Raw genomic sequence first — 13,591 nt, forward strand, 5'->3', positions numbered from 1 at the left:
GCGTGGGGCTTGTGCTCGCTCATGCGGCCACGTCCTTACCGGCCGTCTCCTTGACCGGCGCCGTAGCGCCCTGCCGAGTGGGAGTTGCAGCGGCGCGGGGAGGCCGCATCGTGGTGGCTCGGATGGACCAGGCCAGGCGGCCGGTGTTCTGGGCGACGTAGGCGGTGACGGTCATGCCGTCGAACTCCACCGGTACGAACGGCAGGCCCGGCAGTGCGGCCGGGACGATCGGCTGAACCGGGGACAGGATCTTGACCGAGACCGTCTTCTGGCCGGCCTTGACGGTGGGGTCGGCGTCCATGACCGCGACCTGCCACACCAGTTCTCCGGTGTTCTTGTCCTTGGCGTAGACGGTGCGGCCCTTGGACGAGGCGTCGAAGTCCTTGACCTGCTCGACCTCGCCGACGATGAAACAGCCGTGCGGGAAGACCTGCTCGAAGCGGATCGGGATGGGGCCTTGGATAGCCATGACGGATTCTCCTAGCTTTACAGGAAAGACTTAAAGCTCAACCTGACCTATTAGGTTGCTCCATAAAACTAGGATCCTCAACCTGTCATGTCAAGTTGGAACTTAGGAGCGACTGTTCAGGTGGGGTCAGGTCAGCGGGTAGGCGTCACGCAGTTCATGGCGATCTCCCGGAAGGACTGCATCAACGAGCTGGAGCGCTCTGCCGTCGGCGTCGTGTCCGGTCACCACGAGATTCAGCACCGGCGCGCCGACGGACATCTTCAGGGCTTGTGCCTCGTCCGTCGTCGCTGCCCGTGAGAGCGTGCGTTCGACGGCGTAATCCAATCGAAGCCTCTTGCGGCCGTACAAGTGGCGCCGGATCCCTTCATTCATGGGTTCAGGCGAGGTCAACTTGGTCCCAGAGACCAGGTCGATAGGGAACCACGCTGAGATCAACTCCATGGGACCGTCCTCATCGCTGAGAACGTACTGCCGCAGGAACGCCTTGGACCCGGCAGGCAGATCAAGCAGGGCGGTGACCCGAGTAGGGGCGACGATGATCCCGGCTTGTAGCAACTCGGCGGAAGATTCCGACTCGGCGAGATCCAGGAGTCTCTGCCCGGGATGCGCGCGTTCCGTGCTCAGTGAAGGCACCTTCCCGCGCACGAACGAACCACGTCCGGTCTGGGACTCGATCAAGCCTTCCTGGCGGAGCAGGCGCAACGCCTCGATCACGGTGGGCCGTGACACATCGAACTCAGCGACAAGCCGGCTCTGCGAGGGCAACATCATCCCTGGCGGGTAGGTCCCGTCCGCGATGCGCGACCTCAAGGCGTTCAGTACGCGTTCGTACTTGAGGCCGTCCTCACGTGGAGATGCCATTACAACCGCCTTACCAGCTTTAACATGTCCTATCAGGTTGAGCGTAGCATCAGAGCGATGATCTTCCCCCCCTATGGACGTGGAAGGCCCGGCAAGCCTGGGTGTGGGAGCCCTTCGGGGCCGGCTTGCCGGGCCGAGGCGCGACAGAGAGGGACACGTCTACTGGATGAAGCACACCAGCAGGGATCAACCTCGCCGTCGCGCCCGCTTCGATGGAACTCCGGTAGCAGGGCTGAGACTCTCGTCCTGCAGACTCACGGCCCACCACTGCTCTTCAATTCGCTTCTCGGCAGCCAGACGACCGGCCAACTCCTCCAAGGTCTGCCCGCAGCGCACATAAGACAGGCCACGCTGAAGGCTCTCCCTGGAGAGATCATCCCGACGCACCGCATACCACCCACCCCCAAGGGACGCCGAGATCCTCCATCGCCTGCCATAGACGGCGTTCAACTCGCTGACGGTCATACCGATCACTCCGGCCACGCGGACGAGACGACATCCTGTCCGCGCAGGTCCACCGGCCGGCGATCATCCGGAAGGACGCGTTGGGCCTCTTCGACCAACTTCGACAACGGATGCCCCTCACGGAGGTCCGCGTACCGAACCGCGACCCGGCGAGCGGCCGTCAGCGGATCACTCACCGGGCTGTACGCATAGAGCCAACGCCCATGCGCCGACGTGTTCCCCGACCACCAGTGATACGAGACACCGTTGGTCCAGACGACCAGGTCGATCCAGACCGAAACAAGCGCGATTCCGACGCCATGGTGAATGTCGGCAGGCATTTCCAGATTGCGCAGTTCCTCGGCGAGGCGCACAGCGGCATATGAAGGACCGTTGGTCATCGGCTCAGCCGGTCGCCACCAAACAAGCGTGTCTGTCATGTCTCCTGCCGTCCGCTTCCAGCGCAGTCGAAGCAATCGCTCCGCGTTCTTGGAGCCCGCCGACCATCGATGACCTGAGCGCCGTAAGTCGCGCTCACCCGCGCATACCGCCACCCCTTGCCCCGGCAGGCCGAGCAGCGGCTCTCCTCGCCGGTCTCTCGTGAGCCCGTCGTATCCACTCCTTTTCCTCCGTCGCAATGGACGCCTTCTCCGTTAGCCGAGACACTAGGAACAAGTGGCCGCTCCGCCCCGGAAAAGAATTCCGGGGTCCCCGAGGTACTCATGCGAGGCTGATCGGTATGCGAGGCATGACGGATCACCTGACCATCGGGGAACGCGTAGCGTGGTATCGCCGACGCCGCGGAATGTCACAAGAAGTCCTGGCCGGACTCGTCGGTCGCACGGTCGATTGGCTCAGCAAAGTAGAAAACGACCGAATCGAGCTTGACCGTCTATCGGTGATCAAGTCTCTAGCGGTTGCTCTGGATGTCGCGCTCGGCGACCTTCTCGCCGAGCCGTCCCTCCTCGACTGGAGCCCGGACAGCGGAGACCGCACCGTCCCGGCACTGCGTGCGGCGATCACCGACTATCGCCAGCTCACTCCACTCGCCGCCCTCACCCAGGCCTACGAACCACCCAGCCTCTGTGAACTGCGCAACGAGATCGCCGACGTCTGGCATGCCTACCAGGCATCCCGATACGGCCTCGTGGTCCGCCGCCTGCCAGCACTTCTGACCGAGGCCCACCACGCCGCCGGCGCCTACCACGGTGACCAGCACATCCAAGCCCTCAGCCTGCTCGGCCAGGCTTACCACGCAGCCACCAGCATCCTCGTCAAGATCGGGGAGAGCGACCTGGCCTGGATCGCCGCGGAACGGGGCCTGACCTACGCGCAAAGCTCCGGAGATCAGATCGTTGTCGCTTCACTCCTGCGATCCGTCACCCACGCTCTGCTCTCCAACGGCCGCTATGACGCCGCATCACAACTGACGAGCGACGCCGCCGGACTTCTCCAAGCAGACCTACCCCAGGCGAGCCCCGAACTTCTGTCGGTACACGGCACACTCTTCCTCGCAGGATCGATGGCCGCAGCCCGCGCCGATGACCGCGCCACCACCCGCGCTTTCCTCGCCGAAGCCGCGGAATCGGCCCGCCGACTGGGAGGCGATGCCAACCACGTCTGGACCGCGTTCGGCCCTACCAACGTGGCCATCCACCAGGTGGCCACCGCCATCGAGTTGGGAGACATCCAGGTCGCCATCGACATCGGCCCCGATCTGGACACCAGCGCTCTGCCGATCGAGCGTCGGGCCCGCCATGGAATCGCCGTCGCCCAGGCGTTCAGCCTGTGGAACCGCACCGACGAGGCATTAGGTGCCCTCCTTCAGGCTGAACATCTCGCCCCCGAGCAGATTCGTCACCACTACCTCAGCCGTCAACTGGTCCTGAACTGGATCCGTCGCCAGAAGGGCAAGCCCAGCCACCGGCTCACTGATCTCGCTCGCCGCCTGCGCGTCACCTGAGCGACCGCCACGCCGGGCGGACTTCCCGTACCGTAGGGATCATGACCGGACAAGAGACCCCGCCCATGGCCACCCCCCGCGCCGCAGCCGGGGCACTCTTCTTCGACGACTACGGCCGTCTGTTGCTGGTCCGCCCTCACTACAAGGACTACCGGGACATCCCCGGCGGCTACATCGAGCCCGGCGAGACTCCGTTCCAAGCGTGCGTACGCGAGGTTCAGGAAGAACTCGGCATCCAACCGCCGATCGGCGACCTCCTCGCGGTCGACTGGGCACCCCACCCAGAAGAAGGCGACAAGGTCCTGTTCCTCTTCGACGGCGGAACCCTCAGCCCGAGCATGCGCGACAGCATCCGACTCGGAGCCGACGAACTGGCCAGCTATGACTTCCACTCCGTCGAGGAACTGCCCGGCCTGCTGATCGAACGACTCGCCAAGCGCGTCCTGGCCGCCGTCACCGCTCGCAGCCTCGGCCGCCCGCTGTATCTGGAGCATGGCCAGCAGTTGCCGAAGTAATCGATGCCACCGTGTTTGAGGTGAGCTTCAGGCAGAGGGTCTTCGGAACTCACCTCCAGCCCGATGTCTCGTCTACGAGATCTCACACATCCGATTCGTCGATCCACTCCACGAAAGCAACGAGGTTCTCGCGAGCGGGAATGATCGCCGTCTCCAACAGGGCCGTCTCGCCGGCGATGGCGACTGCCTGCGGCCAGGGTGCATGAGGGTCGAACTCCCGGCTTAGGGTTTCGTGGTCGGTCCAGTAGGTGCCGGTGTCGGTAACGGTCCACAGCGAGAAGTACAGGACCATCTGGTTGTGCTCAGCAAGGTCGTTGATGACCTCTTCCAGCCGTGCTGCCGGCCATATCGCGTCCGGCCCTGTCGAGACTTGCAAGGAAGCGGTCAACGGTGGCAACACCTGTCGCCGTGCACCCAGTACGGTCAACGCACGACGAAGGGCTACCGGCTCAGTGAAGTCCGGCGGTGTACCCGTGGCCCGGAGCCGCCGGTAAGCCGCTTGCAGCGCGGGTACCGCCGCCTCAGTGCCCATTTGCGCCAGCGCGTCAGCCGACCACTCGCGCACCGTCTCGTGCTCGCTGTCGAGTAGGTCGATCAGTACCGGTGCGCTACCGGCATCGCCGAGGTGTTGGAAGATCTCGATGGCGCAGAGCTGGCCATAACGACGCATATGAGGGACTGCGGCCGTCAACGGCCCAGCAACGCCCGGCCGGATCGACATCAACTCCTGCATCGCGTCCTCTGCGATGTCGTCTGAGTCGTCGTCAAGCAGCTCGACAAGCCGTGCGATGTCCTCCTCCGTCATAGCCGTCCAGTCTGCCGGGTTGGCTGGTGCCAGCAGTACACCACCCTGACATTGCCGAATTGTTCTTATGGGGTATCAAGGGCGGCGCTCCGCGCCGCCTCGCGGCCCTGCGCTCGGCCGCACGCTGCGCGTGCGGCCTGGGGGCCGTTCTCGCGCGCGGCCGTGCTCGGGCCGCCGGACAAGCATCCCTCCACACATCATGATCAATAGGATCGAGTGTCCGATCGGTTACGTTCGCGACTAGAGAGCCACGTAACCACGGCCTCTGTCGGGCGAACCCTCTAGCATCGGTGAAGGGAGGAACGAATGTCAGACGGCTTATGGGACAGGCTCTCACCTAAGAAGCAAGAAAAGAAACCAAAACCGAAAGTTCTGCCAGCTCAGAATGATGCATCCTTATCTTCCACGCGACGACTTCGGACGGCCCAAATAGTCGCTATTACTGTTTGGATGTATTTGATTACGAAAGTATTCGTAATCAATCTGGACTATGCATTGATCGTGGCAGCTTTCCCCAACTCGCCATGGATACTCGATCTGCGTATCTTGGTTGTGGCCGTCTTGTTTGTTGGACTCGTGCATTTCTTTAGGCGATATGTATGGTGGATTATATACATAACCTTCTTTCCGTTGATTCTTGTATTCTGGCATGTGCCGTTGAAGCTGTCCAAATTTTGGAGCTGGGATGTAGCAATCGGCCTTACTCAAATTGTATATTCAGTAGGGCGCAACTTTAAATCAAGCGTCACGGTCCGAGTCACCGAGCTTTGCTGCTTGTTTTTAATAGCTGGTGTTAAGCCGCCAACGCTGATGCCTATACTTGCTATCACTTTGGCAATATGCATGTTGTGGACCTTTAGCCGTGCTCTTATCCGGATATTCTCTCCTCGCGGATTTCTACAGGCTCACGCCTCAACGGCACAGCGGATTCTTCAGTCTGGGCAAGTAATGCAATGGGCGTCGCTCCCTCCTGTAGTAAGTAGGAGTCGCGCCCGACGCTTCAATCAGAAGCAGACACAAGAAGTAACTCAAAATCTAGCCAATGCGCTCATGGTGATAAAAGCTAGCGATTTTTATGCCTATCGCCTCGTTAAATACCGCAAAGGTCCGGCCCCGTTTGCCATCGGGATGATCTCTTATGGTCTCATGTTCGTATATGCAACATTGGTACTAACCGCTATCAATATAGCCGTATATAAGTTCCATCCGGCAGAGTTTAATCTCGAACGCAGCTTTTCGGTGCTCGATTTTCTGCATTATACGCTATCTTCCTTAGCGCTGAATGGTGTAGATGGACTCATTCCGATTGGCAGCATTGCTGTAGCAATCAAAATATTTTCGGGCTTCTTTGGGCCTATAATCCTGGCGACTCTCTTTCTTGATGGGATACTCAGCTATCGAAAAGATCGCGAAGATGCCGCAACGCAAGAGACGATTGAGAAAATAAAGAGAGAAGCTGGGAAGGTGAGTAAGCGCGTAGAGAGCGAGTACCAAGTCACTCCCTCAGAAGCTCTCCAACGCTTGGAAGATCTTGGTTTAGCCTCTACGCTTGGGATGGTGCTCTGGTTCTCTTCGCAAACTCCGGACGATTCATCAATGGCGGATAGTCCTATGTAGACCAGCGAGATATGGATTCCGTTGGCAAGTAGATAGGCTGGATTGCGTTACTGACAATTTTTTGCTCAATGAAAAAGTAACGAGAACGCGAATAGAACTCAAGTATTAACCACCTAGCCATGTGGCTCAAGAGGACATTCGCGATGGCGATCTGTCTAAAGCATCGACGTGTGGTAGGCGGATCCGCTAGTCTAGGTCAAGCTGCGATATAGGAAGGAAAAATCATGACACTTGTGAACGATGAAATCTGGGATGACCAAGATGGAGAAGAGGAGGACGCGGCAGAAAATGTGAGTTCCGAAGATGTAACCCGCGCAGTCGTAACCGACACCGACTGGACAGCAGAAACTATCCTTAGCCAACTTCGCCGAGGCAACATTCAGCTCAATCCACGTTTTCAGCGCCGCGACGCATGGGACAAGCCTAGGAAGAGCAAATTCATCGAGTCCCTTATCCTTGGCCTCCCAATTCCTCAAATTGTCCTAGCCGAGGACAAAAAAAGCCGAGGAAAGTTCATCGTCATTGATGGCAAGCAACGTCTACTCGCGTTGCGCCAATTCGCAGCCGGGTCTTCATTCGCAGGAAGCGACAATGAAGGGCAGTTCAAAGGATTCTCGCTGTCCGGACTAGAAGTGCGAGACGACTTGAGGTTAAGCACCCTCAAGAAGCTTGAGGACAATCCCCAGAATATCGATGACCTCAACGCTTTTCTCAATGAGACGATTAGAACGGTTGTGATCCGACGATGGCCTAACGAGGACTTCCTTAATTTGGTCTTCCTGCGCTTGAACACTGGAAGCGTTAAGCTTTCGCCCCAGGAACTTAGACAGGCACTGCATCCCGGCAAATTCACAGACTTTCTGGACGACAAGGCATCCGGCAGCGAATGGCTGCAAAAAGCGCTGCGGATTCAAAAGCCTGATTTCCGCATGAAAGACGTGGAAGTTCTACTTAGGTACTACGCATTCCAGTTCCGCATGACGGAATACGCTGGAAATTTAAAGAAATTCCTCGACGATACGGTAGATGAGCTCAATAAGCAATGGGAGGCGAATTCTTCAAAAATCGAAGCGGTAGGTTACGAGTGCGAGAAAGCGATCGAAGCTACTTTCCAGGCCTTTGGTGAGAACGCTTTCTATCGGTGGTCGGAGGGCCAATACGAAGGAAGGTTCAACAGGGCCGTATTCGACATCATGACGTACTACTTTAGCCGTTCGGAAGTCAGATCAGCAATTCCTCTAGCGGGCGAAAATGTTCACCGAGCGTTCGAGCAGCTATGTGATGAAAACCCGTTCTTCGTAGAGTCGATCCAGACAACAACTAAAACACCTGAGAATACATATCGACGACTGTCGCTCTGGGGGAAGGCACTCTCTGGCGCCCTAGACATAGACATTAAGCTACCCGAGTTCCGCGGCAATAGGTTTGCGCCCTGAACGGAACCCTTAGATGCCCCAGAGATTTTCGCTCCTGTCGCGCAGAATAACGGAGCTTAGAACATATCTTCTTCCGACTAAATTTTCTCCTGTCGGCTCGTATTCGGATAGAATCCATGAGCGAACGCGGGCCTTTCGCGTACTGGCTCATGCAGAATTCGAATCCTTTATCGAAGATCGAGCTCTTCAAGTGGTAGAAGAAGCATTTCGGGTTTGGAAGTCTGGCGGGGCGATTAGACCATCCTTGCTAGCCCTCCTTGCATATAAGGAAACACCTTATTCTCCTCCTACTTCGATTCTCGCACCTCCGCAGAGGAGATCGCCGGACTTGGAATCGCGCATCAACGCGGAAAAGAACAGTTATAGTTGGTACGTGAGAAATAAGAACCACGGAATCAAAGAGAAGAACATCCTAAAGATATTACTACCAATAGGCTGTTTAGAACACGAAATCGATACGACCTGGTTAAGTAATCTCGATTCGTGGGCCACAGCACGAGGAACAACGGCTCATCAGACAGGCAAGATTCAAGTAAGAATAGACCCGTACCATGAACATAAGACCGTGCGTGAAATTCATGCGGGCTTTCGAGATATCGACAAACTTCTTCAAACTAAATGAAGAAGCAGTGGATTTGATTGATCCCATGCTAGCCGATCGCCATTCCTGCAATCAGATTTCTGACTGTATGAAACACGCAGAGACAGAATTCTTTAGGAATGTGGTTATCCTGAAAACCGCTATGCCTCCGGCGGGGGCACTCGACTCCAGGATGATCGCTGGTACGCGACCAAAGGGCCGTATTTGGCTGAGGTGATCCTGATCATCCCGTCTACCTCGACCCAGGCAAGCCCAGCAGGCCAGCTCCTCCGGCTCAAGCCCGTCTGTGACGGTTGGCGTCCTATGCACGAGGAAGAGCGACGGGTGAACGGACACTCGAAGACGGGCTTGCCCCTCCGTCGCCGGCCTGCTGCCGCTTCGCGGTGGGTCGAGGCAGACGGGATGATCAGGCGGGCGGAGGCGTGCGCGGCGCGCAGTTCGAACCCTGCGCGGGTTGCAGTTTGTGCACCGGTTTTCATCCCCGGGGTCATGATCGCCGTTTATGTCGGTCACGTTCTCTACTCTGAGCACTCTTAGAGCGAGGAGGGATTTGCTGTATGGCGATCTGGTGGGTGAATCAGCGGCACACCTTTGATCAAGAGCACGCAGCCGGGATCCTTTGGGCGCCCAAGTTTGACAAGCGCGGACACCGTAAGTCGCACTGGAACACCATGACTGAGGTGTGTCCCGGCGACAGCGTGATCCACTACGCATCCAAGGTGCGTGCGCTGAGTGTAGTGACGGCCGCAGCAGTCGATGCCCTTCGACCGAATGACTTGTCAGAGGACTGGGATCAGGACGGTTGGCTTATACGGACGGCCTACCGACAGGCGACGCAGCCAGTCCTGCTGGATGAGATTCCCCAACAGTGGCGCACAAGCCACTCATCATCCGGCGGTCCGTTCAACGTTAAAGGTGGCGTCAACCAGGGCTATCTCTTCCGACTTGACGATGACTTTGGCGGCCGGTTCATGGAGCGGTTCGCTGACCGGTTCGCCGACATGCCCGTTGTGCTTCCCGCGGAGGCGAACGACAGCGCCGCCAACCTGCTTCGGCGACTTCTCGGTGAGGAGATCACCACCGTCACCGGACGCTGCAACCGCATCCTCGATGTACAGCCGCCCAACGTTCGCCTCGCGACCGATCGATCACCAGATGGCCAGCTCGTCCCGATCGCAGACCTACAGGCTGCGCTCACCACACTTCGGACCCAGGGCAGCGTCACGATTCACCCCGATGATGTGGGCTATCGAAGCGCCTTCATCGGTGCAGTGCTTCTTACCCTCCCGGGGGTCGAGCTGAGGCAAGGAACTCCACCCATCATCGCTGTGCGCCCTCCCGATGCGCTTGAAACGGTGGAGCACGACCGGGAGAGCTTCAGCTACGAAGGCGATTTGGACCGACCGGTCACCGCCACCCAGCGCGGAGAGCAAGCTCGCTTGCGCCGCTTGCTCTTTGGGTCAGACACCGTTGCAACGTGCGCCCTATGCGGCGATACCTTGCCCGTGCGCTTCCTTGTCGCCGCTCACATCAAAGTGCGAAGCCTCTGCACCGACGAAGAGCGCCGTAACCTCGCACACATCGCGATGCCAGCGTGCCAGTTCGGTTGTGATGCCCTCTATGAGACGGGCTACATCTCAGTGGATCAGGACGGAAAGATCGTCGCAGCGACCTCGGAGAGCAATGACCTACTCGCAACTCGACTCTCGAATCTCGCCGGCCGGGCTTGCCTATCGTTCACTGAAGAGAGCCGTCACTACTTCGAATGGCACTACCTAAATCGTTTTCGCAGGTGAAAGAGATGGCCCGCTCTTGCACGTCAGCAGACTGGTCGTCAGCGCTGCTTGCCCCACCGTTACAGACGACGCCTCCGGCGATGGCCTCCAGCTCCAGGTTGATGCCGCGTCCACTCGCCTGCCTGTAGTGGTTGAGTCATATCTTGATTGACGAAGGGAGAAGAGTTGCCCAGTGTTCCTAAGAGTCGCAAACCAGGCCGTGCCGCCGTTAACACGCTTCGTACGCTGCTAGAACAGCATGACCATATCGTTCAAGAGATTGACGGTCAGAACGACTTCGGCGAGGACCTGCACGTCACCTTTACCGAGGACGGCCAGGTCACAGGCGATATGATCAAAGTCCAAGTCAAAGGTGGGACCTCCTGGCGCAGGGCGGGCGGGTATGGCGTTCTGGTCGGTCATCATGCCGATACCTGGGCTGATGGCAACGTGCCCGTGTTTTGTGTCGTTCATGACCCAGAGACCGGTGCTCTGCACTGGGCGAATGCCACGAAGCAACTGCTTCGGGCGCGCCGAGCACGAGAGGCGCTGACGACCATCGCGGTCAGTTCCACGGACAGGCTGAACGATGCTTCCCTTGCCGCTTTCGTCCTGCAGGCTCGGCAGTACGCGAACCGTTACCAGGGTAATCAAGCGCTGCGCGTACGGCTTGGCGAGATGGCGGGTGCCGAGTTCGAGGCGTCCTGTCCGTTCCGGCTCAAGGTGGCCAGAGCGGAACCGATGAGCTGGAGAGTGTCAGTTTGATCCGAACGACGTGGGGTGGGGGTGTTCGGATTCAAATGGCATTTCCGGTGGATCTTGGTGTGGTGGCTGTACCGGTGGGCTTACTGCTCGGTAGGGGCAGAGCAGCAAGGTGGTCTTGGAGCTCGGCGTGCCGGAACTGGTAGATCGGGCCGACGGTGCGGAGCAGGCCGAGACGGTGGGCATCGTCGAGAAATGCCATCAGCTTGCGGGGCAAGTGCTTCTTTCTGGCCAATCGTCGGACGGCGATGGTGTAAGCCAGCCAAGCATGGTGATTCCCGAACGTGAGCCCGCCCGCGAGCCCGAACGTGAGGCCGACCGTGAGCCCGCCCGCGAGCCCGCCCGCGAGCCCGACCGTGAGCCTGACCGCGAGCCCGAACGTGAGCCCGAACACGAGCCCGAACGTTATGGCTCGTAACAGTGTCAGGGTTCTGTCGGCTTTCCAACTCGTCAGTGGTGCGGTCGCGACCGTGGAGGACACGGGCTGTTCCGCCCACTCAATCATCCTCCTCGTGAACTCGACCACGAGCCCGACCACGAGCCCGACCACGAGCCCGACCACGAGCCCGACCACGAGCCCGAACGCGAGCCCAAACATGAGCCCGCTCAGCAGCATGGTCAGGAACCAGTCCGCAGGCTTGACCGTGAGCCCGCGTTTGATGAAGCCGGCCAGATGTAGATCGGCATATCCAGGGGTCTCGCTGAACCAGCCACCGACCCTGGCCCCGAATACGACCCCGACCCCGACCACGAGCCCGACTCCGCCCGCGAGCCCGAACGCGAGCCCGAACGCGAGCCTGAACGTGAGCCCGAACGTGAGCCCGACCATAAGCCCGCTCAGCAGTCCGGCTTGCCAGGTGATGCGGCGGTGTTCGGTATGAGGAATGGTGTGCTGGGCGAGATGCCACCAGGCCAGATCGTAGGTGTCATGGTCTTGCAGCATGCGGGCCAGGTAAGTCAGGTGATCGCGGGCACGGTCGGGGTTCCAGGCGGTGCGGGGCCGAAAGTGGTCGGCGGGGTCGCTACTGGGAGGTCGGCCGTCGATGACGGCGGGAATGAGGTGGTCGAACAGGTGGGTTCGCAGCGTCGTCTCCTGCTGGGCCAAGGCGCCGGTGAGCGCAGCGGGGTCAGCGGCAGGGGTGATGTAGACGGCGCGGATCAGCCACAGTCCCAACGCGGTTTCCGCAAGCCGGCTCAGGCCTGGGCGGGAACCGTCGTGCAGCCCGGCCCAGATCGGGGTCCAGTCGTGGCGGGGCGTCGGTGGCAGGGTGGTGCGCAGGTAGGTTTCAGCGTCGTCAGGAGTGATGGCGGCCGGAGCGATGACCGCGGTGGCGGTGAGCACGTCCCCAGCCTGCTTGACCGCCTGGCCGTACTCGGTAGTGCGGCTGGTGAGAATGAATTGATCACCGGAGGCCAGCCACCGGTTCAACGCCGAGATCACCGCGATGCGGGCTGGTGGAGGAATTTCGTCCAGGCCATCCAGGATGGGCAGGATGTGGCCGTGATCGAGCAGAGCCTTGGCCGCGTCCGTCCCGAACTGCGGGGCGGTCAACGCCGGGTAGTCCGAAGGCAGGCGGGTGGCGAGCCAGTCGTGCAGCCGCGGATGGGTGGCGGTGTCCCAGCCGTTGACGGGCACCAGCACCGGCACCGGATCAGCCGCATCACGTCCCGGGCCCGCCAGGTGCAGTAGCAACTGGATGGCCAGGGTGGTCTTGCCGCTGCCGGGACCGCCGGTGATGACCAGCCGCCGGCGCCGCAACTTACGAAAAGCTTGAGCCAGCCCGGGAATCTGGTCGCTGGAGCCCCTGAACGTCAACAGGTGCTCGCCGACCAGTCGCGGATGGTCCATCACCCCCACGTCGTCGACCAGGTGCCAGGAGATCGGGATCGGCTCGGGATCATCCAGAGACCGGATGGCCGCCTCGGTACGCCACTGCTGAAAGACCAGGCCGTTCAGCGCCTTCTTGGCCGCGGAGATGGTTTCCTTGGGGTCCGCCGCCGGTGAAGTCGAGCGGGCGCGACGGTCGGCGAGGATTCCGTACAGCGTCAGGGCCAGGCTGCTCAGGCCGATGAACGCGCCGATCACGCTGGCTGACTGATCGGCCACGTCCAGCCCGTCCCGGGTGAACAGGTAGAGGCCCATCGCACTCATCGTGGTGATGAACACGATGAAGCCTGCCCATTTCAGAACGCGTCCCGACATGACCTCATCGTGGCGTAACGAAAACGTCGCGGAAGGCGACCAGGTGCAAGGTTAATCCGAACGTTGCAAGAGCTGGTGCCACCTAAGAGCGCCTAACAGAATGAGTCTGACTGTGCTTTGATCTCTCGCTGTAGCGATGG

General features: G+C 59.8%; 12 protein-coding genes. 7 read left to right on the forward strand and 5 right to left on the reverse strand.

The window, feature by feature from the left end; genetic code table 11:
* Window positions 1–19: 19 nt before the first annotated feature.
* The 3 genes from AB0G16_RS08710 to AB0G16_RS08720 form a co-directional block, all read right to left on the reverse strand.
* On the reverse strand, window positions 20–469 hold the full coding sequence (locus tag AB0G16_RS08710; protein ID WP_362800817.1) for a plasmid replication, integration and excision activator: 450 nt from the start codon (window positions 467–469) through the stop codon (window positions 20–22).
* A gap of 126 nt (window positions 470–595) precedes the next feature.
* Complete coding sequence (locus tag AB0G16_RS08715) at window positions 596–1,330, reverse strand: GntR family transcriptional regulator (RefSeq protein WP_362800820.1); 735 nt, start codon at window positions 1,328–1,330, stop codon at window positions 596–598.
* Window positions 1,331–1,800: 470 nt separating this feature from the next.
* A complete protein-coding gene (locus tag AB0G16_RS08720) occupies window positions 1,801–2,214 on the reverse strand; it encodes a hypothetical protein (protein ID WP_362800822.1) in 414 nt (137 codons plus the stop codon).
* Window positions 2,215–2,522: 308 nt separating this feature from the next.
* On the opposite strand from AB0G16_RS08720, the gene AB0G16_RS08725 reads away from it, so the two are divergent.
* Together AB0G16_RS08725 and AB0G16_RS08730 are read left to right on the forward strand one after the other, a co-directional pair.
* Complete coding sequence (locus AB0G16_RS08725) at window positions 2,523–3,737, forward strand: helix-turn-helix transcriptional regulator (RefSeq protein WP_362800825.1); 1,215 nt, start codon at window positions 2,523–2,525, stop codon at window positions 3,735–3,737.
* A 41-nt stretch (window positions 3,738–3,778) separates the two neighbouring features.
* Entirely contained in the window at window positions 3,779–4,252 is a 474-nt protein-coding gene (locus AB0G16_RS08730) for an NUDIX hydrolase (protein ID WP_362800828.1), read from the forward strand.
* Between the two features lie 82 nt (window positions 4,253–4,334).
* On the opposite strand, the gene AB0G16_RS08735 is transcribed toward AB0G16_RS08730, so the two are convergent.
* On the reverse strand, window positions 4,335–5,057 hold the full coding sequence (locus AB0G16_RS08735) for a HEAT repeat domain-containing protein (RefSeq protein WP_362800831.1): 723 nt from the start codon (window positions 5,055–5,057) through the stop codon (window positions 4,335–4,337).
* Window positions 5,058–5,363: 306 nt separating this feature from the next.
* On the opposite strand from AB0G16_RS08735, the gene AB0G16_RS08740 reads away from it, so the two are divergent.
* The 5 genes from AB0G16_RS08740 to AB0G16_RS08760 all read left to right on the forward strand — a co-directional run bounded on the left by AB0G16_RS08740 (window position 5,364) and on the right by AB0G16_RS08760 (window position 11,251).
* Complete coding sequence (locus tag AB0G16_RS08740; RefSeq protein ID WP_362800834.1) at window positions 5,364–6,674, forward strand: hypothetical protein; 1,311 nt, start codon at window positions 5,364–5,366, stop codon at window positions 6,672–6,674.
* A gap of 224 nt (window positions 6,675–6,898) precedes the next feature.
* On the forward strand, window positions 6,899–8,110 hold the full coding sequence (locus AB0G16_RS08745; RefSeq protein ID WP_362800837.1) for a DUF262 domain-containing protein: 1,212 nt from the start codon (window positions 6,899–6,901) through the stop codon (window positions 8,108–8,110).
* Window positions 8,111–8,123: 13 nt separating this feature from the next.
* Window positions 8,124–8,732 (forward strand): HEPN domain-containing protein, encoded by a 609-nt coding sequence (locus AB0G16_RS08750; RefSeq protein ID WP_362800840.1) that lies wholly within the window; start codon window positions 8,124–8,126, stop codon window positions 8,730–8,732.
* Window positions 8,733–9,268: 536 nt separating this feature from the next.
* A complete protein-coding gene (locus AB0G16_RS08755) occupies window positions 9,269–10,507 on the forward strand; it encodes a hypothetical protein (RefSeq protein ID WP_362800842.1) in 1,239 nt (412 codons plus the stop codon).
* A gap of 165 nt (window positions 10,508–10,672) precedes the next feature.
* Complete coding sequence (locus tag AB0G16_RS08760; RefSeq protein WP_362800845.1) at window positions 10,673–11,251, forward strand: DUF4365 domain-containing protein; 579 nt, start codon at window positions 10,673–10,675, stop codon at window positions 11,249–11,251.
* A gap of 31 nt (window positions 11,252–11,282) precedes the next feature.
* On the opposite strand, the gene AB0G16_RS08765 is transcribed toward AB0G16_RS08760, so the two are convergent.
* Window positions 11,283–13,451, reverse strand: coding sequence for an NACHT domain-containing protein (locus AB0G16_RS08765; protein WP_362800848.1), 2,169 nt, complete (start codon window positions 13,449–13,451; stop codon window positions 11,283–11,285).
* Window positions 13,452–13,591: the final 140 nt, after the last annotated feature.

This window comes from Streptosporangium sp. NPDC023615, assembly GCF_040640155.1.
Lineage (GTDB): Bacteria > Actinomycetota > Actinomycetes > Streptosporangiales > Streptosporangiaceae > Streptosporangium.